This window comes from Microbulbifer maximicatervae (SeqCode) (assembly GCF_052467505.1).
In genome coordinates this window covers 4633967-4657123 of sequence record NZ_CP174313.1, presented here as the reverse complement: position 1 = coordinate 4657123, position 23157 = coordinate 4633967, and the positions used below count along the sequence as shown (strand labels likewise).

Sequence of the window (23157 nt, the reverse complement as noted above, 5' to 3'; positions counted from 1 at the left end):
ACATCTATCCACATACGATCATCGCAATACAACAATACAACAATACAACAATACAACAATACAACAGGATAAAATTCGCACGCCTTCTAACATGGCAATTACTTTAATTCAACAACAAAAATTTTCCAACAACCCGCATTACCACCAAATTTATTAATTAAATAAATTCGCATATAGCAGGGGCAGATATACATGTTAAATATATTTACAGAAGGGCTCGCGTATAGCCCGAGAAACATCATTAAGAAAAATGCAAAATCTATAACTTATATCGCACAACCCACAAACTTAATTTAATGCTCAACAACTCACCACATAAGAATCTATATTATCCTGACTATAAACATGATTTTCATAAAGTCCATAATGGATAGTCTTAGAACATAAAATTTTCGATTCAGCTATGTTGAACAACTCAAAGTAGTGCCTATAAGAAATAATCATATTTTGGTCACAACTATATAGGAAAACATCAGAAAAATAATTAATTTTCTCAACATGGTTCCTTGTTAAGCAAGAAATACAATTTCTTATATTGATATTTTTTAAACGATAGAACCAAATGAAGGTTTCTTATCCACGCAAAAATTATAAACATTCAATAGAGCTATAAATACTTCACTCAGAGCACCAATGCGGAGATAATTATTGGTATCCAATATCTATAAGGCTATCCATGCCGGACCTTAAAATCAAAGATCTTTCTATCGGCACCTTACAGGGCGCAAGTTTTACCCTGGAACCCGGCCTAATTACCTGCATATCTGGACCATCTGGTTCAGGCAAAAGCCGATTGCTTAGAGCCATAGCAGATCTGGAATCTCACAAAGGTGATATATTCCTGGATGGTAAATCTCAAAATTCTTACCCAGCACACAAATGGAGAAGCCAAGTGATGTTGGTTCCCGCGCAGACTGCCTGGTGGGAAGAAACTGTCGGCGATCACTTCGCAACCCCCATGAATGATGCACTTAAACTTCTCGGCTTTCCTGAGGGCGCAGTAAAGTGGCAAGTCAATCGACTGTCTTCGGGAGAAAAACAGCGCTTGGCTCTTATTCGCGCAATATCCTACAAACCCCAAGCGCTTCTTCTAGATGAGCCTACGGCCAATCTAGACGCCAGATCTGCCCAGGAGGTAGAGCAATGGCTGACAGGGCTCATTGAGGAGCACAAGCTGCCTACGATTTGGGTAGCTCATAGCCAGGAGCAGATTCGAAGGGTAGCTCACCGCCACCTGGCCATTGTTGATAATCAACTGAAAGAACAGGAGATCCATCGATGAGTGTAATCAACCTATCCTGGTGGCAGTTGTCTTTGGCTGCGGGGTTGGTACTGGCTCTAGCTGTATGCACTCATGTAGCACGACTACAACTAAGTAGATCGTTAATTGTTGCCGCTCTACGCACGGCTATTCAGCTCACCCTGGTAGGACTGGTACTGGAAACCCTTTTTGCAGTTGGCACCCTACTTTGGGTGGGACTACTGGCCTTGGCAATGCTGCTATTTGCCGGGCAGCAAGTGGCAGCCCGACAAAAGTATCGTCTGCTCGGTGGCTGGAGCTTTGCCGTAGGCACCTTATCAATGCTGGTATCCGCTTTCAGTATCACCATATTAAGTTTGGCCGTACTGATTGGCCCTACTCCCTGGTACCAACCCCAGTATTCCATTCCACTTTTAGGTATGTTGCTGGGTAATACAATGACTGGTGTTGCCCTAAGCCTGGACCGTCTAACAGAAAGTATGCACCGCTCCAGGGATATTATTGAGAATCGCTTGATGCTGGGGCATACCTGGCAACAAGCCAGCTTGGAGTTTCGGCGGGATGCGATGCGTGCAGGATTGATGCCGACAATTAATTCCATGGCTGCCGCTGGGATAGTATTTTTGCCGGGAATGATGACAGGGCAGATTCTCTCAGGCACCTCCCCTACAATTGCCGTCAAATATCAAATCCTGATTCTTTTTGCGATTGCATCAGGCACCGGTTTCGGCACTTTTCTCGCCGTTGCCCTGGCCTCAAGGCAGCTCTTTGATAAGCGGGAGCGCCTGCGCACTGATCGCCTGATTAAAAATGTCTAAAGTCTGTGGAGAGATGATTCGATCGAAGGAGGGAGCGCTGGACACCTGAAAACCAGCGCTCTATTAACCTTTAACGGCCAAAGAATAAGATAGCCCCGGCGATAATCAGACCTACCAACAAGGCCCATACACCCCGCAGCATCAGCGATCGGGCATATTCCGCCTCTTTGTAACGCAATGCATAGGGAATGCCGGTAATCGGCCCGAGGACGATCGTTACAATCCCCCAAACCCAGCGCTTGTTACCCAAGGCCGTCAACGCAGCCATCAGGCCACCAAACCAGCATAAAGTTACGCCAATTACAATTACCACCAACGCCAGGATGGACCACCATTGGTTGGCCAGGAAAATTTCTACAATTTGGGTTTCAGTCATGGAATTTAGCCAGTCCGTATTACCTTCCGATTACATCTTAATGCTCTCGGCACCTTAAAAGATTAGGTGCTTCCAGAACGAGACATCCGGATACCAACGCAAAGATGCTAAAAGAGCCGCCGCAGTGAGCGAAACCCATACTGATGACCCTTTTGGTACCCATCTAAGCTGAAATCACCATTGAGGGAAGCGGCGATACAGCCCTAGGACGCTATAGTAACCCTAAAGTGAATCCCGGGCGTATATTCCGTCTTGACTAAAAGATACCCATAGAGATAGCAAGCACTCACTATCATGAGTACTCAGTAACTATCTCCAGCCCCGTGATCTTCTGGGTATCGTTGGCAAATTCGTAGTAATCCGGCTTTTCATCGATAAAGATTTGATGGGTCATTGTTGTCTCGGCCGGAAGATCAAAGATCCCCGCAGGTACTGAGTACTGGGAAGTTTCCTTTAAGCGATAAAAGAGGTGCGAACCGCACTTTGAACAAAAACCCCGTTCAGCCCAAATTGATGAATCAAATACACTGACATGTTCCTCACCGGTAATCTCAACACTGGTTTGACAATCCACCGCCAGCAGAGGACCACCGCCCCATTTTTTGCACATACCGCAGTGACAAACCCCCAAATTTGAAGAGGGTAAAGATGCGCTAATTGTCACTGAACCACAGAGGCAACTTCCGTGTACTTGAGTCATTTTTTTACCTAAGTATTTCTTACTTCAGAAAATCAATATCAAAATCGGGAGTGGAATCTACCATAGAAAACTAATCAGCCATTGATTAAAATCAGTAATATCGTAAGCTTCATATCGCAATGTGAAATAGTGCACAAACCTCCCAAGAAATAATCACTCCGCAATAAACAGCCAATAAACAATAAATCACTGCTTATTCAGCTCACCACACTAAACTCATCCTAACATTTAAAAAGTTAATGAAAGTCCTAAGATTTTTTCAAGCCAGCCAAATATGTGCACCTTATCAAGCAACATTAGCGCTTATTTACTGGGATTCAGGCCAACTTCTATATTCGCCGAGAGAACCCACTCAGTAACCAGACAATACTTGAATTATTTTAAATAAACTCTAATTCGAAAATTCCACCCTTGGATCACCAAAATCCTTACCAATATAGTCAGGTGCGCAAGGGATTAATTCTGAAGCTTCTATTCCCGCATCAATCAAATACTTTTCGACATTTCGGCTGCGCTCCATTGCCAAATTTTCAAGCTCCTCACGAAGTTCCAGAGACGGGTTTCGGTAAAAAGCAACCTGGGCTCTTCCGCTTCTACTCATACCTGCCATAGAATAGGGGTACAGAGCTTGCCAGTCCCGAGCATTAGAGATGCCGCATACTCCTGGCCGTGCGTCAGGGTTTTTATGTAAAACAATGACCATACGCTGTAGTTGTGTCAGTGCTAAATTAGTTAATTTTGCACTTCCAGGCTCAAAGTCAATAGACGCAAATGATTTCGCCCTGAAACGCCCCCAGGCATAACGTGCTAACAAATAAACGCCATAGGGAGTTAAATAGCTTATCAAGGCATCTATAATTGCCTTTTGTAGCAACTCACTAAATACAAAACTAAAGGAGAACTTGGGGTCGCGAATATTGCCGCTAACAGGCATGCCAAACTTGATATCCCCCCGCCCGTCTTTCAGTAACCATAGAGCAATATTCAAGGGAATCAGCGTGGACTTCACCGGTAGCTGATCATCTTTCCGCACCCGGCGAACTTTTAGTTTTTCCAGTCGTATATCGGCAAAGCCATCGAGTTCATTTTCAAATACCCGAATATTAACTACCGCATCTCCCTGCCCCTGAAGGATTTTGTAACCCAACAACTTGGCCATATAAGGCGTAGCAGGTATCAAATTTACGCTGGTGAGATACCCGGTAAGATCAGCATTCCACTTTTTATCTCCCAAGTAATCTACAGTTCCCCCTATCTGAACTTCACCAAATCCGCCAGGCCTTCCATTAACAACAATCACCGCAGGGGGGTGTTCGGCCAAGTTACTTAAATCACTGAGATTAAAGTTGATATCCCGGACCGGTAAGCGGGCCCTGAATTCATCTTGATAGTCTACCCAACTAAAAGTGCCGTGTTTTAGGTAGAGGTCACCGAGATGATAAAGTAGCGGCGGGCTGCCCTCCTCCCTGAAAGCAAACGTGTCAATGCCACCAAAGCCTCGCAACTCATTAATTTTTCGGGCCACCGGAAACTTCCCCGATAAATCCCTTAAGAGAATAAATCGAGGGCGCAAAAAGTCGATAAAACCAACAGTGAGTGTTTTCTTAGGGCGGTAGTAGCTCAAACCTTCAACCCACAGGGACTTAAAATCAGCCATCCATCTATGGCGATCAAAATCCAAACTATCCGGGTTTCTCTCAAAAAAATGAAAGTGAATTGCCTCACCACTGGCAAAGCGCCACTCGGTATCGGTAAAGAGCAAATGCGACAAGGTTATGCTTTCACCGTGCACTAACTCTTCCCCAGAAGGTGAAAGCAAAGTGATGCCATTGACCCTTACAACAGCAAGTTCTGCCCCCTGACCACGGCGGTAGTTTCCCTCCAGCATTAAACTCGAGAAGCTGAAGCAATGATCTCCCTGATCCAGATAACCACTGGGAAAACATCCTGCAATTTCCTTAAACTGTAAATCCTTGAAATCAACCCCCTGCCGACTGATATTTAAGTGCCCGGCCCCCATACCGGATACAGATAAAAGTTTAAGTGGCAATTCCTGTGGAAAATTTTGCTCATGCAACTGTACATTACTTATTTTTATCCCAGAAAGGATAAGCTGCCTTCCGCCAGTGCCATTAATACCTTCTGCCTTGCCAATACTAAAGGCCCCAAATTCATAACAGGGCGCTATCTTTTCGTCTTTTAATAGTCCCCCTGGCATACATCCCCTCGCACCAGAGGCTTTCGCCAAAGATTCCCCTTGCAAGGAGATATTATCAATTTCAAATTTTGGTATTTTCAGTGGCCCCAAATTTTTCCTGGGTATTGATAGCCCAACCAATTCTACAGAACCTTGAACTGACCAGGGGTGTGACAATTTGATTTTCTGTAATCCCGGCATTGATAATTTGTCAACCCCAAAACAATGGTGGGAGTCACCTGCCCTGGCCCGACTCAGCTTATCGTCAGTTACTGCAAGCCCCGAATCCCGCGTACACACCCGGATATTCTGCAAGCTTAGATTCGACACCGAGAACTCTGCACCGCTATCCCAGATAAATCGACTCCAACCCAAGCTCTGCACACCGGCTTCTAAATAGCCGCTACCCTTTTGCCAAAACGCGATAGGCTTACTCTTTAATGGTCCTAAATCCAAGCGGGGGGCGCCGGAATCTATACCCAATTTTACCCAGGAATCACCAAAGCTTATTTGTGGGGTCTCAATGCAATCGGCAAGCCCCATATCTTCATTATTTTCAGAAGAATAAGACCTCAACCCACAAAGCAGAACATCATCGACATTCAGCCCATAAAAATCGAGTGTATTGGAGGAAAAAGACGTTCTCTTCGTGAATACTCGCCCCAGTTGCAACATGGGTACAGTTTCGAAGTCCTCCTTAAATTCCACTTCTTCGATCGACCAACCGCTTTGCCCTAGCGAATGGATGTCTTGCCCAAATACACAGGTCGGTATCGATTTATACTTCTCCGCTAGCCAGGGGAGACACAAGGTTACTCTGTCAGCAGCAACATCCTTCAATGCAATTTTCGACTGGGTAGGTTTTTCCCGGGACCATAGCAACTCTAGCTTTGGTACAAGTACACCTCCAATGCCAAAAACATTCGCGCCAGACAGGTTTTTCAGCTGCACGGATTGAATTGCTGAGTCATCCATATTGGCAATTAGATTGCGTTGGCTAAAATAAACGAAGGAGTAATCTCCCAGTGAAAGGCGCTCAACATCTACACAGTGAATATTTAGTGAACTCACTTGCCTACCGTCGGGAAAGCAGCCACTCAACTGCTCAGCATTTGCACCGGGCAAAGCGATATAAGATTCAGAGTCTGGTGTACGTCTATGCCTTAGCCTGGCAAGGGGTAGCTCTATCTTTTTTAAGTCAAATAATTTCCTACCTCCCTTTGTCTTCGCTTCAGCACTAACCACGGAGATTTTTTTTACAGAGAGATCTATCCCCTGCTGCCAAGATATAAAGAGTGGCTCCCTTTGCTCTAAAGAGCGGATATCAAAGCAAACTGGCAGATTTTCGTGGTTTTTATTGGCGCGATAAAATAACCTTTTCCAACCTTCAGTGAGACAGCCAGCCAGTTTCTTCAAAACAAGGTTTTTTATTTCCAGGTTTGGGTTTTCTATGGTGGCCAGCCCTAAGTCGTCAGGATTTTTATCCGCATCAATATTTTGTTGATCCAGTCTTCCTTTTTCGGTGCCGTAATTATCATCACCAACTCCTTGAGGAATACCCGGTAACTGACTGGTCGCCACCCAAGGATTATTTGTAACCTCTCTTTTAAAGAAGCTATCGCCACTTTCAAACTGCTGTATCACTAAGCCATTTCCTGCACCAGCGGAATCATTTAGAAGTAATCGGTGAAGGCGCAGTTTTCCCAAAATGGCATAGCCATCTTCACCTCCCTGCCAGGCAAAATGTCCCTGCCCTGAAAAGCTGTTCAAACGTGCGCACAAAGGCTGCCAATCCGAAGGGAGAAAGTCCTGCGGCAAACACCCTGATAGTGACTGGATAAAAAAGTCCTGAGCAGATAGCGGGCCGTTACGACCTATTGTATCAATGGCCCGCCAGCGTAGGTCCTGTAGTTTAGCTCTGGGACGACCTCTGGCACCTATTGAAAATTGAGCCAATTGCAGAGGACCGCTGGAAAGCCCCCAATCAATATTGTGTTCAGCGGAACCGAACTGAAAGGCAAACTCCTCTGTACTTTTGAGACCAACCATAGAGACACAGTGATCGGGTTTCTGCCACAGACCACCCGGTACACACCCATTGGCTGTTTCAATCGCGAGGTGGGCAAAAGATAATATTCGCGTTTTGGCATAAAACTGAAGAGGACCAAATACGCCATTATTAGCCCTGATGGGATGGCTGGTAGATCGAGCCATATCCAAGAGGTAGCCCCGATTAATTGAACTGGCCCCTGTATTTATTTTTAAGCGATCGTTCCAGTCGAAAACCGTTTTTTCCGGCAGGTCTAAATTAGCCGCTCGCAGGCACAGGTGGGAATTGGCGTTACGCAGATGTCGTGGACACCAATCAAATGCCTGTGCAAAGCCTCGCCTCCATCCCAAGCGCTTTTTCGGGCGCTCAAAATTAAACTCACTAATGCTAATAACCCCGGCCCGCCAATCCTGCCAAAGGCGATCACTGTGCCTCAGTACAACACTCTCACCATTGAGCTGCCGCCACTGGGCACGAGCTTTGCGGCCAAACCCGAATTTCATATCACCTGCTGCGGCAAGCCGGCGGGCGGAGGCGCAATGTCCAATCAGGCTTTGCAGCCCTGCTATTGCATCGGCCCAACGCTGTGGCGGGCATCCTATAAAGTATTCCGCAGTAAACTTGTTAAGATCTGTATTGAGGCTCGGCCAGGAAAAATTGACCTGAGTTCCTTCCAAACTGCCTATCACCGTGTTGTATCGTGATTTACCTCCCTCCCAGGCCAATAAATCACCGACCTGTAAATCCCCAATAGCAATATCTACGTTCAGGGGAACATCACCTTTGCGCCATAATGCCAGCGTGAATTTATCGGTTTGGAGCTTGCCGATGGCTGCACAGGTAGCTTGGTTCCAAATAGGCTTGTGCAGGTAGCAAAGTTCACTATCCCGTATCTGGGCGCGACCGATAAGCAGCCTGAAATCGCGATCCTGCCGCGCTCCACCTCCAAGATTCCAACCACCCACCTCCCACTCCCGGTACAGTTCACCCGGGTAAGATTGCAAGTCCATATAGGCACCGCTCACCGATGCCTTGGGTAAATGAGCTCGCCCCCATAACAATTGCCACCAGCTGTAATCGAGCATTACCTCATGAGCGGAGAATCCCCGCCCTTCGCGATTCTCAGCTTTTACATCAATCGCTATAACACTTAGATTCAGCAGCGATACGCGCAAGTGATCCACATGGAATTCAAGGCCTCGCTCCTCCATCCAGTCGCCAGCTTTTACCCGCACCCAGTTTGCTGCCCACCAGTGAAGAACTTCCACCAGCAATAGCCCAGCTAGCAGCCACCAGATTAAGCGACGGAAAAAGGCACTCTGAGAAGCGGGCTCTGGGGGCATTAGAATTAAGCGCCAGAAAATGAATTTTGTGCAGATTACAACTGCAATTAGGCCCATACAGTAAAGACCAGCACCTGGGGATTTTTTTGCCTTGGCGCTGCTATTCGCGATAATAAGCAGCTGCGTCGTCCATTCGCTCGCAGTCAAATGCGAACTGTCTACTATTTATCCAGGGGTGTATTTGCGCGGCGCGGAAGTTTGGGAAGCCAGTATCCTTACCGCCTCTCATTTTTTCTGTTACCCAGCCAGTGAGTAGACATGCAGGAGCATCCAAACTACCAGGACATCCTTTTGGTCGGCGGCGGCCATAGCCATGCTATTGTGCTGCAAATGTGGGCCATGAACCCTCTGCCAGGCGCGCGTCTGACCCTGGTCTCTCCCCAAGTGCAAACCGCCTACTCCGGTATGTTGCCCGGAATGGTTGCAGGCCATTACTCCCTGGAAGACACTCATATAGATCTTGCCAGACTCTGCCGGGCCGCTGGTGCCCGCTTTATACAGGCCTGTGCACACGAAATTGACATCGATAATCGCACCGTATCCCTATTGGGTAGACCTCCCATAGAGTACGACCTGCTCTCTTTGGATGTCGGCGCGACTCCCGCCCGCGAGTTACCGGGCTCCGAATTGGCAATCCCGGTAAAACCTATCGGGCATTTCTACCGTTTCTGGCAAAAGCTGCAAAAACAGGTTGGTGAAAACACCTCACCTTTCCGCTTGGGAGTTGTCGGCGGCGGTGCCGGAGGTTGCGAGCTGTCGATGGCAATGGCGCACGCTCTACAAGATGCCGTTAAGAAAAAGCAGGTAGAGGTTCACCTGATTCATGGTGCCGCCGCAATTCCCCAGGGCTATCCAATCAGAGCGCGCAAATTAATCTCAAAGGAGATGCAAGAGCTAGGGGTTCAGTTACACCATAACTGGACCGTTAATGAAATTACCGAACAGGGTGTCGTTAATGGGAGTGGTGACTGCCTGCCCCTCGATCAGGTAATACTCACCACCAATGCCTGTGCTCCCCCCTGGCTGGCCAACTCGGGCCTGTCCCTCGATGACAAAGGCTTTGTGGTGGTGGATCAAACACTCCGCGCCCAGGGGCGGGAAGACGTTTTTGCAGCTGGTGATGTGGCCAGTTTCGCTCCAGAACCTCTACCCAAGGCTGGGGTTTACGCCGTTCGCCAGGGGCCTGTTCTATTTCACAATCTGCGCGCCTCCCTGACCGGACGCCGCTTAAAACAATACCGGCCACAAAAAGATTTTCTCAGCCTGCTCTCCTGTGGTGGCAAGCGGGCTGTGGCAGTTCGAAATGGCTTCGCCGCTGCAAGCGGTCTGATGTGGCGATGGAAAGACTCTATCGACCGCACATTTATGCGACGCTTCAGTGAGCTGCCAATGGACATGGCTGATCACACTGCCAAAACCAAAGACATCGTCGACCAGCGCTCAGGCTCGTCTCTATCTCCTATGCGCTGTAATGGCTGTGGCGCAAAAGTTGGAGCCGACATCCTGCGCCGCACGCTGGCGACCCTTCCGGATCAGCATTCGGAATACCTGTTAAAGGGCGTCGGTGATGATGCCGCAGTTATGGACCTGCCGGCTAATCATTTATTAGTGCAGAGCTCCGACCAACTGCGTGCACCTGTAGATGATCCGTGGATATTTGGTCGCCTGGCGGCTCTGCACGCCCTATCCGACCTATTTGCTATGAATGCTCGACCCGCCACTGCACAAATCCTTGCAACCCTGCCTACGGCTGCAGAGGAAATTACCCGGCGAGACCTACAGCAGTTGCTCGCGGGAGCCATCCACGAGCTGAACCGGCACCACTGTGCCCTATCTGGAGGGCATACCGCCGAAGGTTCTGAAATGCTAATGGGCCTAACCGTCAATGGATTTTCCGAGCGGGAGCAACTCCTGGAAAAAACGGGGGCCCGCGGGGGAGACTGCTTGATCCTGAGCAAGCCATTGGGAGTAGGTACTATCCTGGCAGCAGAGGGCGCGGGTGAGGCTAAAGGCCTATGGTTGCAGCAGGCGCTGGAAACCATGTTGCATAGCAATGCCGACGCCGCAGAGATATTTGCCCGCCACAACGCCAATGCGCTGACAGATGTCACCGGCTTTGGCCTGCTAGGCCACCTATTGGAAATGCTCGGCCCTGAAGGGTTAAGCGCGACACTGATCGCTGAGAATCTACCACTAATCTCCGGCGCCGCCACTTGTATCGAGCGCGGATGGCTATCCAGCCTGCAACCGCAAAATGCCAATGCCTACGCCTTTGTGGAAAACCCCCAGGAGTGGCAGCGGTTACCCCAGTGGTCGCTGATTACCGATCCACAGACTTGCGGGGGACTCCTCGCTGCTGTTCCTATTGAGCAAGCCGAAGCCTGCGTGGGCGCACTGCTAGAGCGCGGTTACACCCAGGCGTCAATTATCGGTGTAGTGACGGACTCACAGAATCCAGAAGTGAGCGTACACTTGCGCAAGTCAGCAGACTGGCGAGCGCTAATTTCACAGGACAACGAGACTGTACCAGGCCAGGTTTAAGGATTTTGCGAAACCGGAACAACAACCGGTTATGAGCTTTGTATGATTTCTATTGAGAGAGGCCTTCACCGACTCTGTTAACTTGTCATCTGTCTTTCAGCGCGACATACTGGCGCTAGAAAAAACATCGGTGACATATTTCCCGATACCAAAAAAGGTCTTCACAGATTGGGGAGTCGGCTTTTAGCAATCGACAGGAAGACCCCTATGAAAAAGATCGTCATTATTGGCGGCGGTGCCAGCGGCCTGCATTTGGCTACACGGCTCGGTCAATATTTTTCTTTTACCCCTTTCTTTAAGCGCCGCCGCAAGTCCCCCGCTGCACAAGTTACTCTGGTTGATCGAAATCGCACCCACCTGTGGAAACCACTGCTACACCAGGTTGCCTCCGGCGCATTGGATGCCAATATGGATGCACTGAATTATCAGGTGCATGCCCGCATTCACGGCTATGAATTTCAGTTGGGTAGCCTGCAGTCCCTGGATCGTGAACGACAAGTAGTCGGGCTCGGACCTGTTAATGATGAGGACGGTAGCGAGTTAGTACCCGCACGGGAATTGGAATACGATTATTTAGTACTGTGTATCGGCGGGCACAGTAACGACTTTCATATCCCCGGCGTCAGAGAAAACTGCTTTTTCCTGGATAGCAGCAACGAAGCACAAAAATTTCACCAAAACCTTCTCAATCGTTTCCTGCGGCTGGAGACACATGTTGATGATAAGTTAAAAGTGGCAATCGTTGGCGGCGGTGCAACCGGTGTAGAACTCTCTGCTGAATTGGTGGATGCCGTAAAACAAGTCGGCAACTATGGACGCATTCGTCCCAATGCGATGGAAATCACCTTGATAGAAGGGGGTGAGCACCTACTCCCAGCACTACCAAAACGAATTGGAAATAATGCTGAACGCGAACTGGCCAAGATGGGGGTTAATATCCTTACCGGCCACCATATTGCTTCAGCAAACGAACGTGGACTTACCACCTCCTGTGGCAGGGAACTCCCTGCCGCAATCCGAGTGTGGGCTGCCGGCGTCAAAGCTCCGGGATTCCTCACCCAGCTGGATGGTCTCAGTACCAACCGACTCAATCAAATCGAAGTGGAAACTACCTTACAGACCCAAACTGACGCAAAGATATTTGCCATGGGGGACTGCGCCAGTTGCATTGACGGCAATCACCAGCGAGTGCCTCCGCGCGCCCAGGCAGCACAGCAAATGGCTACCCTGGTTGGCGACAATATTATTGCCCTATTTGAAGATAGACCTTTGCACCATTTTTATTATCGCGATCGAGGCTCTCTGGTATCCCTCAGTCAATACACTGCCGTTGGCAACCTGATGGGGGCGCTGGTTAAAGGCAGTCTTACCGTAGAAGGGCGCCTTGCTGGCCTTGCCTATCGCTCACTCTACCGTATGCACTTGGCGGCAATCCACGGCTGGCCGAGAGCTATGCTGCTCTACCTAATCGGACAGGCGAACCGGTTTGTGAAGCCGAAGCTCAAGATGCACTAAAGGATCAATCCCATGAAGCTAAGGGAAAAATAGAAAGTTAGTGCAAAATTAACTAATAGTGCTACCAATAAACCCTGCACATGGAAGTGCCAGGGCGGTAACATTATGAGTCAGGCCAGCCCATCAATTAAGACCTCTGAGCTGAATGCGAGCTCCTCTGAAAATCCAAGCAAAGCCCTTGTGTGAAAATATAAAATGAAAAAACAGTATCAAAAAATCGTTGTACTTACCGGCGCAGGAATTTCAGCTGAATCTGGCATAGGTACTTTTCGCGGCGCCGATGGCCTGTGGGAAAACCATCGCCTGGAAGATGTCGCAACGCCAGAGGCATTTGATCGCAATCCGGCACTGGTACATAGATTTTACAATGAACGCCGCCAGCAACTGCTATCTGCAGATATCCATCCCAACCCTGCCCATCTCGCCCTGGCCGAACTGGAACAGAAATTCCAAGGGGATTACTTACTGGTTACTCAAAATATTGACAACCTGCATGAGCGCGCGGGCAGTGAGCAGCTAATTCATATGCACGGAGAGCTACTAAAAGCACGATGCCGTAGGAGCGGAAAACTATATCCGCTCAATTCGGATCTTTCGATAGCTGATACCTGTAGTTGCTGTCAGCAGGCGGGAAACCTTCGCCCCCATGTGGTCTGGTTTGGAGAAATGCCTCTGGAAATGGAAACTATCTATCAGGCGTTGTCCGATTGCGACCTATTTATCAGCATTGGCACATCTGGAAACGTCTACCCAGCAGCGGGATTTGTCGAATGTGCCAATCAGGCTGGAGCTCACACCATAGAGTTGAACCTGGAGCGCAGTAGTGTCGGCGATGCCTTCAAAGAACACCGCCACGGACTGGCGTCACAGGTAGTCGATAGTTTTATAAAAGAAATTATTAATTAAGGTGACTCTGAAACTGCATTTTCTGTCTGCGAGGATTTCATCGGGCCATAGCGCTGTATCAAAGTGGTTACTCCCTCATTATCACGCACAAGGATATAGAGTCGGTCAAACTCACTGGCCTCTCGAATGGGTCGCCCTTTTTCACCGCCGAGCAATTCCGCCAGTTTTGGAGTGGTATTGCTGTGCCCAACCACTAAAATTCGATTTCCCGCCTGCTGCAAAGAGTTAGCAAATTCTTTTAAATCTCTGGGGTTATAAATTTCCACTTCAAGCCCCAGCTCTTTTGACAGAGGCTCAACCGTTTCCCGGGTGCGGTTGTAGTCAGTGCTATAGATAGCATCTATACCCACTCCCCCAAGAATATAGGCGAGTTGCCGTGCACGCTGCTGGCCCGCCTCAGTCAAATGAGGGTCGCGACCCACCCCAGGCCCTTTCTCTTTTTCTGCATGGCGTATTAAGTAAATAACCTGAGACTCAGAAGAGTCGGCTAAAACCCAATTTGAAGCCCCAACCAGAACAAAAAGTGTACAGAAAATAAACAACTTAAGTCTTGAAAGCACAGTATAAACTCCCAGGTAAATAACGGGACAGACATATGCTGAATATAATAAGGTAAGTAAAGAGAGGATGCGGTGAAAATGCCAAATAATGCGATGAATTAAAATCGAACGATTTTTGAAAAAATATTTGATGCCGGATATCCGGCATCAAATTAGTGGTCATCCAGAATTAGATTTTCCACTCTTTTACGGTGTCCAGACCGTACTCATCAATCCACTGGCTCAGGGCCTTAGGATTACGCTTTTTCTTTTCAACAGTAGCGCCGGTATACGGGTTGCGATAGTGACCAGTTTCCAGCTTGGGCTCTGCTGCCTTTGCTGCCGGTGCTGCACGACGGCCGCGACGGGGGCTGTCACCTTCCTTCTTGAGGTGACGAGCAACGCGAGCCTTCAGGGTTTGTACGTAGTCTGCAGGATCTTCATCACCCAGCTGTGCTACCAGCCACTCAACGATTTGCTGGCCACGGGCAACGAAGAACTCCTCTTCATCCATGTGGTATTCAGCAGCAAGGTTTACCAGTGCTTTATCATAGGCAATTACGCCATCTTTCTTGCGTTCAGCCTGAGCCATTTGCTCTTGTAACTCTTCGATTCTTGCCTGATGTTCGGCGATTTGTTGTTCAAGTTGTTCGTATTCCTGAAACATTCAATAAACCTCAACGACGGTTATTAAAAAACACAGAGATATATCTGTGGCGCTGGGCGACACAGATTGTTATTTCGGATATACCGTGTAAAAAATCAACAAACACCGTGGCTGGCCAATGGCAAGCAATTTAGTGATGTTTAGTCCGGCATATTATGAATTGCCCGATATACATGAGTAGATACCACTACACATCGTGTAGTTCTGGTGTTAGGTATATTCGGCAAATACATTATTAAAAACTAGCCGATTTCAGCTCGGTTCGGCAAACACTCCGAATCACTGATTATATTTTTCGACTGAGGTCGCGAATAATAATCTTTCACCGGCAAATATCAACCATTTGTGTCCCTACCTTTGAATATAATAGGAATAATTCAAAATAAGGGCTAAAAAGTGTAACAAAGGCGGCCATATCTGCAATCTTAAAAGGATATCCCTAGGGAGCGCAATTAGCTATATTGTAGCTGCAGTCGTCAATTGCAAATTAGTCGCTGTGTAACGGTAATCGAGCATATTGCCAAATACAATTGGATACCCAGATCATACTATGTCCACTCACAATAATATCCACCATATACCGACTTTGGCCGCTCTGATGACGCCATTTCCCTACCATATCGATATCAATGCCACGGTAGAGGATGCTCTGGCAATGATGGAGGAGCACAAAGTACGCCACCTGCCGGTAACACGTGCGGGCGACTTGGAGACGGTCATTTCCCGAGGGGATATCGAAAGAGCCAATGCACCGGGACACCGTTTAGAAGAGCAGCAACTTTATGTACATGACCTATGTGCCAGACGTCCCTTTATTGCAGATATCCACGACCCGTTAGATAAAATTCTCTTAGCTATGGCAGATACCAGTATTGGTTCGGTACTGGTTATGCGGGAAGGCGAGCTGGTTGGAATTGTAACTGTGACTGATATTTTGCGCTTTTGTAGCAAGTTTATGGCGGAGTTGGCCCAGCCGGTAGACGATTCTATTGCTTGAACTCACTGCGATTACAGGGGCCAAACCCAAAGCAACATGGGGATACTCACAACGAGTACCAACAATTCTAGTGGCAGCCCCATTTTCCAGTAATCACCAAATTCAAACCCTCCCGGCCCCAGAATTAGGGTGTTATTTTGGTGCCCAACCGGTGTTAGAAATGCGCAAGAGGCTCCAATTGCGACAGCCATCAGGAAGCTATCTGGATTCACCGCCAGTTGTTCTGCAGTACTCATGGCAATTGAACACATCACTGCCGCAGTGGCGACATTATTCATAAAATCAGACAGCGTCATGGTAACCACCAGGATCAGCCCCAGGGCCAAAACAGCACTGCCCTGAGCCAGGACATCCAACAAAACCTGAGCGACCAAGTCTGCAGCTCCCGTTGACTCCATCACATCAGCAACAGCAATCAAAGTCCCCAATAGCACGACGACGGACCCGTCGATAGAGTCATAAACATTTCGCAACGGCACTATCTTCAACGCCATAAAAGCCAATACACAAGTGGCGAACGAGATTGCTGCCGGCAATAAGCCGAACGCTGCACCAGCGACACCAAGTACCATAGCCAATAGGGCAATGGCCGCCTTCTCCTTGTTGGGGATACTAATATCCCTTGAGGCCAAAGGCACACAGCCCTTTTCCCTAGCAAAGCTGTTTAGGTTTTCATCGGCCCCCATCATTAACAGAGCATCACCGGCCAGTAATGGTGTCGAACGCAACCGGCGCACCGAGCGGCGCCCCTGACGTGAGAGTGCTAGCAAGTGAATCTGGTATCTCGCTGCGAGGCGTGAAAACCTCATAGGGCGTCCCACTAAAGGGGAGTCTGGCATAACAACCAACTCCCGCAGCTGCATTTCGGTACGATCCGCCAGTGCTTTTATTGGGGGCTTATTCTGAGAATCACTCTCGATATTATTGCTGCCCGATTGTCGAGCCTTACCCGATGAATCTGCCCCAAGGGCTCCCACTGTTTTCAAACTGAGATTGGACAAGCAGGTGGCAAGGCTCTCCGGCTCCGCCTCAATGACCAAAATGTCACCACTATTTACTTTATGCCAGGGAGTCGCGGGAGAGACCCTGGCATCATTGTGTACGACACCCACAACTTGGGCATCTTCTGTTCCCAGCATCTTGGAAATTTCACGTAGATTCTTACCGGCAGCTACACTTTTTTCCTCAACAAGTGCTTCTGTTAAATATGTGCCAGTTTCAAAGGAGGAGGCCCCCGTTCGGTTGCGTGCAGGCACCAAGCGCCACCCAACAAATGCAATAAACAAAACACCGGCTATCGCAACTGCCAGACCCACCGGGGTGAAATCAAACATACCGTAGCTACCGGCGCCAGAATCCGCCCGAAAACCGGAAACGACCAAGTTTGGCGGTGTACCTATCAGTGTGGTCATTCCCCCCAGAATCGTTGCAAAAGACAGGGGCATTAAAACCCTCCCCAGTGCCACTTTCTGTTTCTCGGCCATATCCACAGCCACGGGCATTAATAAAGCCAACGCGCCGACATTATTCATAAAGCTAGATAAAAACGCGCCGAGCCCAATGAGTAACAATATGGATACTGAGATACTCCCGCTTTTGCGGACAACTCGTTGTGCAAGTGCATCCATTGCGCCGGTATTTTGTAAACCGCGACTCAGGATTAACACACAAGCTACAGTCACGACCGCTGGATGGCCAAAACCAATAAATGCATTTTCCGGGGGAATCAGACCGGTAAAGACACAAGTCAATAAGGCTGCTATAGCAACCATATCGTGGCGCCACCGCCCCCATATAAACAGGATTATAGTGACACTTAAAATAATCAGGATTAGTAACTGGTCAACAGTCATGGAGAAAGATATCCCTGAATATAAAAGCTGCTCAGATTTCTGTTCAGCTATCTATTCAGGGTATACCCGGGAAACTACATGGAGCGCACTTCTACGCCATAACCCCAGCTACATTAGGGGTACAAAATTCAGGAGAAAGTAACTGCCCGCTCTTCCAATGGATAAAACTGAGTACCTACTTTAATACAAACCCTGGCAGTACTGCAGGAGAACCAACCTCTATATCCAGTGACCTGAATATTTCTATAGGTGCCAACCATCGCCTGGCGCAAGCGTTGAGCCCAAGGTCTTAACTTTTCTCCATCGTAGCCGGAACCACAGGCACAAACATGTAAATTAACGAAATTAGCAGGAAGCCCCTCTTTAACCAAGGTATCTGCTAGCTGTCGAGGCGTGTAGGTTTTCCACTCTCCTCCTTGCCAGTTAGGCATGCCGTTTACATATACTTTTTTCTGCTTGTTGTTACTCGTGGAGCGCTCAGCACCAATAAATTGTCCATCCCCGGCACCCGTGCCATGGGTTACGATGTAAAGGGTATCGGCAGGGTTCAGCTTACTCAAACATTGGTTCACCCATCGATACATGGCTTTTCCAAAACCGGAGGTTACTTTATTGGCCAGGATTTGATTCACCGGTATGCCCCAGGCTTTCGCCAACCCCTCCGCATATTCCTGCATTTCATCACTATTTATCGGGATATAGATATATTTTTTAGCCACGTTTTTATCCTCTATACATGCAGGAGCAACCCGCCCATTATGTAATCCAAATGCTTCCAGGATTTTTAAATCAGCTGCAATAATTCAGGGAAGCTAAGATTTACCTTCTGTGACCTGGAATCGCATTAGGTTCAAAAAGTAAATGTAAACACTGAGCTATCGAGCAATAAATTAAAAAAGTATTCTCTCATACTGAGCATTAATTTCCGGTGTAAATATCAAACTGTCATCTAACGCTAAGCACATCATATATTGCATATACAAGTAGCTTCTTCAGTTGCCATAGGCCTGGAAAGAAAATGGAGATACAATCAAATACCACCTATTTTCTAAATAAGCAGGAGTGCTACCTTGCGGACCGATACTGCGAATTACACGGACATCTTCCTGAATGATATTCCGCTGATGGACGTACGCGCCCCAGTTGAGTTTGTTCGCGGCGCTTTCCCTTCCGCAAGAAACCACCCCCTGCTTGACAATCACCAACGTGAACTGATCGGGACTGAGTACAAGAACAAAGGCCAGCAAGCAGCAATTGACCTTGGCTGGCGTTTAGCAACAGATGAAGTGCGAAGCTTATGTCTTTCACAATGGAGCGCATTTGTACGTAAACACCCCCAAGGTTACCTCTACTGTTTCCGAGGCGGTTTGCGCTCCCGAATGACACAAAAACTGCTACGCTCGAATAATATTGAATACCCGATAGTAGAGGGTGGCTATAAAACCATGCGGCAGTTCCTGTTAAACAAGCTGGAAAAGCATTGTACCCAGCTGCCCTTTATCGTTGTTGCTGGTCACACCGGCAGTGGCAAAACAGAATTAATCCAGGCTGCGCGGCGGTATATCGACCTTGAGGGGATCGCAAAACATCGAGGTTCTAGCTTTGGACGCACCAGTAGTAGCCAACCTTCACAAATCGATTTTGAAAATCAGATCAGTATCGACCTGCTGAAGCTTTCTCAGCAGACAGGTGCTATTGCGATTGAAGATGAAAGCCGTCTAATTGGACGCTGCGCACTTCCTCCAGTATTGCAAACCGCCATGAAGGCCGCTCCCAGGGTTCTTATCGAGGAGCCACTGGAAACACGGGCACAGCGCATTGTGCAAGATTATGTTCATGAGGGCTTAGAGCGCTTTAAAAGCAGTGAAAAATCAGCAGCTGAATCTTTGGGGGAAGAATTACATCTCAATCTCAATAAAATCAGTAAACGCCTAGGAGGGCTGCGCTACAAGCAGCTCAACGAAGCCTTAGCTTCAGCTAACCAAGAATTACTGAGAACGAATAATAGTGATGTGTACATCCCTATCGTGGTGTCACTGTTGCGGGAATACTATGACGGCAGCTACGACCATCTTATGAAGAAATCGGAACAGAAAATTCTGTATCGAGGCAACTACAACGAAGTACAACAGTGGTTGAAGGAGTCCAACCACTCACTGCAAAAACCAGAATAACAATCCTCAGCTTTTGTGAGCGAGGCGATTTAATTTAAATCTCCGCATTAAAAACCAGTCCCTAAAACTGCGCGGCAGCCAGCGGGCCATCCAGGGCAACAGGCTGCTGCGATTGCCAATACGGACTAAGGGGCGCGCACGCTTGCGCAGCAGCTCACGCACCAGCTTTTTGGCCAGTGTGCTTGCCAATGTAGCATTCTGTTGGGACTCCTGGGCACGGGCCCTAACCGCCTCTTCCTGCCGTTTATACAGGGAGTCCGGCGGTAAAAGACCGCGCAGGGATGTCTCAGCGTGGCGACCAAATTCCGATGCGATCGCACCGGGTTGCACCGTCATTACCCGAATACCAAAGGGTTTTAGTTCAAGTCGCAAAACATCAGAAATAGAGTGTAGGGCCGCTTTAGAAGCACAATAGGCACCGGAGAAAGGTGTGGGCAATACCCCGGAAACCGAGCCAATATTACACACAATTCCGCCCTGCTCCGAACGCATTAAAGGTACACAGGCTCTAATCAAAGCTAGAGGGGCAAATACATTGGTTCGGAACTGCTTTTCGAGTGCTCGCGTGTCCAGTTCCAGCAACGGCCCCATCTGACCGTAACCGGCGTTATTGACCAAAATATCGAGCCGCCCGTATGCCGCTTTTACTGCGTGAACCACTCGATTGATATCCGCCTGGGAATTCACATCCAAGGCCTCTGTAGCAATTCCCAGGTCCGCCAGCTCTTGTAAACTTTCCGGGCGGCGCGCCGTGGCAATCACTATGGTTCCCCGGCGATGTAGCGCCAAAGCCAGTTCCCGCCCAATACCGCTTGAGCAGCCGGTAATTAAAGCCACTCGATCCGGAACTACATAACCCCGCCCAATTTGCGCAAGGCTTTCCGCAGCAAAACTTCGATTGGGGGAACGAAATCTGGAAATGGGCGGCTTATCCACAGGAACTGCTCCGTTTAATGGTCCTATCTCTCAATGGGCGTTTGCAGGTACTCAATCAATCCGAAAACATTGCCATAGGGGTCGAGAAAGCTCGCCATCAGCACACGTCCAGAAACTTCCTCTACATCCGTGTGCTGCCGCACCCCCATAGTACCGAGTCGCTCAATCTGCACGGCCAAATCCAAAACCTGCCAGTAAGCAACTACACCATCGGCCCGACTGATCGCGCTGCGCGCATCGGCATTTAATCCGAGCTCGCAATCACCAATACTAAATGCCGCATAGCTATCGCTTTCATAGCCGGGTTTCTGTTCGAGTACCTGCGTATACCAGGCCACAGCCTCGGTAATGTTGGCAACTCCGTAGACTGTTTTGCGCAAGCCAAGAATCTGCCCCATTTGAGACACCCCGTTGAGTAATTTTTATCCACTGGGTGGGGCACTATGGCGCAGTTTATTGCAGCTCTTGCTCCAACTGCTCCAGCAGGTCCAGGGGTTCCATCTCAACCCCTTCCAGTTCGGCATTCCAGTTTATCCCCACCAATAAGACATCTTCATGCATGCCGGTGAGCCAGTCATCCATAAATTCTTCCAGGTCAATTGCCACTGCCTCATAGTCAGCCCAGTCTCCTTCGCAGTGGTCTTGTGCAAATTCTCTTTGCGACCAAAAGGGCATAACCTCGGTATCGGCCCGCTTTTCAGACTCACAAAGTGCAAAGCCCTCCTCACCCTGCAGGGCCCAGACGCAGCCCTGGCCTACAGCTTCAGGCAAAAAGCGCGCGCAATTATCTTCAAAATTATCGGTTAGGGTTTCGCTTTGCATAACAACTTCGCTTAAACGGTTTTACCGCAGTTTACGTTAGTTTTCCCGGCCTCAATAGGCCCTAAATTCTGTCGAATACTGCCATCGACTCAACATGATCGGTATGGGGAAACATATCCATGACACCCGCCTTACTCAACCGGTACCCCAACTTCACCAATTCACCGGCATCCCGAGCCAGGGTGGCCGGGTTACAGGAGACGTAGACGATCCTACTGGCAGAAAATCGCGCCAACCCGCGCACAGCCTCCAAAGCGCCGTCTCTCGGTGGGTCCAACAGGATTTTATCGAAACCTGCTTCAGCCCAAGGCGCACCTGCCATTTTTTCGTTCAGGTCGGCAGAATAAAAGTGCACATTTTGTAATTGGTTCAAAGCGGCATTGTCCCCACCTCGTTGAGTTAAAGCGCCGACACCTTCGACTCCGATCACTTCCGCTGCACGACGCGCCAATGGCAGGGTAAAATTCCCCAATCCACAAAATAAATCCAATACACGCTCGGAGGGTTGCGGATCGAGTAACTCAACGGCTCGACTCACCATCTGCCGATTTATCGCAAAATTAACCTGCACAAAATCCTGCGGTTTAAACCTCAGCGTCAGGTCAAATTCCGGCAACTGATAACTGAGATAAGCAGCTCCTTCTGTCGGCCAGATTCTCTCCAGTGAAGCATCACCCTCACCTTGTATATACAGGTGTATACCAGTACTTTTAGCAAATGTTAACCAGAGCGCCAAGTCCTTATCTGACAGAGGCTTTAAATGGCGGAGCACCAGAGCTGTCACATCATCTCCAACCGCCACTTCCATATGAGAAAAGTTTGCCCGGCCTTCACTTTCGCCAACAAGTTTTTTTAGCGACCCTAAATGTTCGGCAATTTTTGTATGCAGTACCGGGCACTCATCAATATCTACCAAATCATTGCTGTGCTTTTTTCGAAAACCAAAAAGCAACTCACCACCCTGGGATTTTTTCAATTTGCGAATGCCGATACGGGCCTTGCGCCGATAACCATAGGGATCAGCGGTTAACGGCGGCAGTATTTCTTCAGGTTCAATTCCACCAAAGCGCGACAACTGATCCAAAAGAATTTTTTGCTTTTCAGTAATTTGTGCCGATGGCTCCAGGTGCTGAACCGAACAGCCTCCACATGAATCCACATAGGCGCACTGCGGCGCGCACCGATCCGCTGAAGCCGATAGGATTTCCTCAACAATTCCCTCATCAAAACGGCCGCGCCGTGCGGTATAGCGGAATTTAACCTGCTCTCCCGGTAAGGCACTATCAATAAACACCGTTTTGCCACCCACCCGGGCAATACCGCGCATATCGTGACTAAATTTTTCTATTGTCGCTTCAGCGCGGCTCGGCAAGTTTTTTTTAACCGGCTTGCGGCCAGTAATAAAACGGGGCTTCTTACTCATAATTAATTGGGAGAATTCAGTACAACTAAAGAATAGAAA

General features: G+C 48.5%; 18 protein-coding genes. 7 read left to right on the top strand and 11 right to left on the bottom strand.

Features of this window, described 5'->3' with window-relative positions:
• Positions 1-676 precede the first annotated feature (676 nt).
• Both ACJJIN_RS20545 and ACJJIN_RS20540 read left to right on the top strand, forming a co-directional pair.
• Complete coding sequence (locus tag ACJJIN_RS20545; RefSeq protein ID WP_444895999.1) at positions 677-1282, top strand: ABC transporter ATP-binding protein; 606 nt, start codon at positions 677-679, stop codon at positions 1280-1282.
• The gene (locus ACJJIN_RS20540) at positions 1279-2079 is read left to right on the top strand and encodes an ABC transporter permease (RefSeq protein WP_444895998.1); all 801 of its coding nucleotides are present in this window, start codon (positions 1279-1281) and stop codon (positions 2077-2079) included. The genes ACJJIN_RS20545 and ACJJIN_RS20540 overlap by 4 nt, the downstream gene beginning before the upstream one ends.
• Positions 2080-2149: 70 nt before the next feature.
• Here the strand turns inward: ACJJIN_RS20540 and ACJJIN_RS20535 are convergent, their stop codons facing one another.
• From ACJJIN_RS20535 to ACJJIN_RS20525, 3 genes are all read right to left on the bottom strand, one after another.
• Positions 2150-2455: a hypothetical protein gene (locus ACJJIN_RS20535; RefSeq protein WP_282931129.1), complete on the bottom strand. Its 306-nt coding sequence runs from the start codon at positions 2453-2455 to the stop codon at positions 2150-2152.
• 292 nt (positions 2456-2747) lie between these two features.
• Positions 2748-3155, bottom strand: a complete 408-nt coding sequence (locus ACJJIN_RS20530; RefSeq protein WP_413663447.1) for a GFA family protein — start codon at positions 3153-3155, stop codon at positions 2748-2750.
• Between the two features lie 391 nt (positions 3156-3546).
• Positions 3547-8745, bottom strand: a complete 5199-nt coding sequence (locus ACJJIN_RS20525) for a DUF748 domain-containing protein (RefSeq protein ID WP_444895997.1) — start codon at positions 8743-8745, stop codon at positions 3547-3549.
• A gap of 258 nt (positions 8746-9003) precedes the next feature.
• Here ACJJIN_RS20525 and ACJJIN_RS20520 point away from each other — a divergent pair, with 258 nt between their 5' ends.
• The 3 genes from ACJJIN_RS20520 (at position 9004) to cobB (ending at position 13707) form a co-directional block, all read left to right on the top strand.
• The gene (locus ACJJIN_RS20520) at positions 9004-11286 is read left to right on the top strand and encodes a slr1591 family oxidoreductase (RefSeq protein WP_444895996.1); all 2283 of its coding nucleotides are present in this window, start codon (positions 9004-9006) and stop codon (positions 11284-11286) included.
• Positions 11287-11493: 207 nt separating this feature from the next.
• Positions 11494-12801, top strand: a complete 1308-nt coding sequence (locus ACJJIN_RS20515) for an NAD(P)/FAD-dependent oxidoreductase (RefSeq protein ID WP_444892108.1) — start codon at positions 11494-11496, stop codon at positions 12799-12801.
• Between the two features lie 195 nt (positions 12802-12996).
• The gene (cobB, locus tag ACJJIN_RS20510; protein ID WP_444895995.1) at positions 12997-13707 is read left to right on the top strand and encodes a Sir2 family NAD+-dependent deacetylase; all 711 of its coding nucleotides are present in this window, start codon (positions 12997-12999) and stop codon (positions 13705-13707) included.
• Here the strand turns inward: cobB and ACJJIN_RS20505 are convergent.
• On the bottom strand, positions 13704-14267 hold the full coding sequence (locus tag ACJJIN_RS20505; protein WP_444895994.1) for a SixA phosphatase family protein: 564 nt from the start codon (positions 14265-14267) through the stop codon (positions 13704-13706). The genes cobB and ACJJIN_RS20505 overlap by 4 nt on opposite strands.
• A gap of 169 nt (positions 14268-14436) precedes the next feature.
• Positions 14437-14913, bottom strand: a complete 477-nt coding sequence (locus ACJJIN_RS20500; protein WP_282931121.1) for a DNA binding protein — start codon at positions 14911-14913, stop codon at positions 14437-14439.
• 550 nt (positions 14914-15463) lie between these two features.
• Between ACJJIN_RS20500 and ACJJIN_RS20495 the strand changes: the two genes are divergently transcribed.
• On the top strand, positions 15464-15910 hold the full coding sequence (locus tag ACJJIN_RS20495; RefSeq protein ID WP_282931120.1) for a CBS domain-containing protein: 447 nt from the start codon (positions 15464-15466) through the stop codon (positions 15908-15910).
• 11 nt (positions 15911-15921) lie between these two features.
• Here ACJJIN_RS20495 and ACJJIN_RS20490 read toward each other — a convergent pair whose 3' ends face one another.
• Positions 15922-17763: an SLC13 family permease gene (locus ACJJIN_RS20490; RefSeq protein ID WP_444895993.1), complete on the bottom strand. Its 1842-nt coding sequence runs from the start codon at positions 17761-17763 to the stop codon at positions 15922-15924.
• Positions 17764-17891: 128 nt separating this feature from the next.
• On the bottom strand, positions 17892-18482 hold the full coding sequence (locus ACJJIN_RS20485) for a hypothetical protein (RefSeq protein WP_413663455.1): 591 nt from the start codon (positions 18480-18482) through the stop codon (positions 17892-17894).
• A 351-nt stretch (positions 18483-18833) separates the two neighbouring features.
• Between ACJJIN_RS20485 and mnmH the strand changes: the two genes are divergently transcribed.
• Complete coding sequence (gene mnmH, locus ACJJIN_RS20480; protein WP_444895992.1) at positions 18834-19937, top strand: tRNA 2-selenouridine(34) synthase MnmH; 1104 nt, start codon at positions 18834-18836, stop codon at positions 19935-19937.
• A gap of 6 nt (positions 19938-19943) precedes the next feature.
• Here the strand turns inward: mnmH and ACJJIN_RS20475 are convergent, their stop codons facing one another.
• The 4 genes from ACJJIN_RS20475 to rlmD all read right to left on the bottom strand — a co-directional run bounded on the left by ACJJIN_RS20475 (position 19944) and on the right by rlmD (position 23118).
• Positions 19944-20873 (bottom strand): SDR family oxidoreductase, encoded by a 930-nt coding sequence (locus ACJJIN_RS20475; RefSeq protein WP_444895991.1) that lies wholly within the window; start codon positions 20871-20873, stop codon positions 19944-19946.
• Positions 20874-20896: 23 nt separating this feature from the next.
• Positions 20897-21271 (bottom strand): VOC family protein, encoded by a 375-nt coding sequence (locus tag ACJJIN_RS20470; protein WP_444895990.1) that lies wholly within the window; start codon positions 21269-21271, stop codon positions 20897-20899.
• A 55-nt stretch (positions 21272-21326) separates the two neighbouring features.
• On the bottom strand, positions 21327-21695 hold the full coding sequence (locus ACJJIN_RS20465; RefSeq protein WP_444895989.1) for a DUF2750 domain-containing protein: 369 nt from the start codon (positions 21693-21695) through the stop codon (positions 21327-21329).
• 61 nt (positions 21696-21756) lie between these two features.
• Entirely contained in the window at positions 21757-23118 is a 1362-nt protein-coding gene (gene rlmD / locus ACJJIN_RS20460) for a 23S rRNA (uracil(1939)-C(5))-methyltransferase RlmD (RefSeq protein ID WP_444895988.1), read from the bottom strand.
• Between the last annotated feature and the right edge of the window lie 39 nt (positions 23119-23157).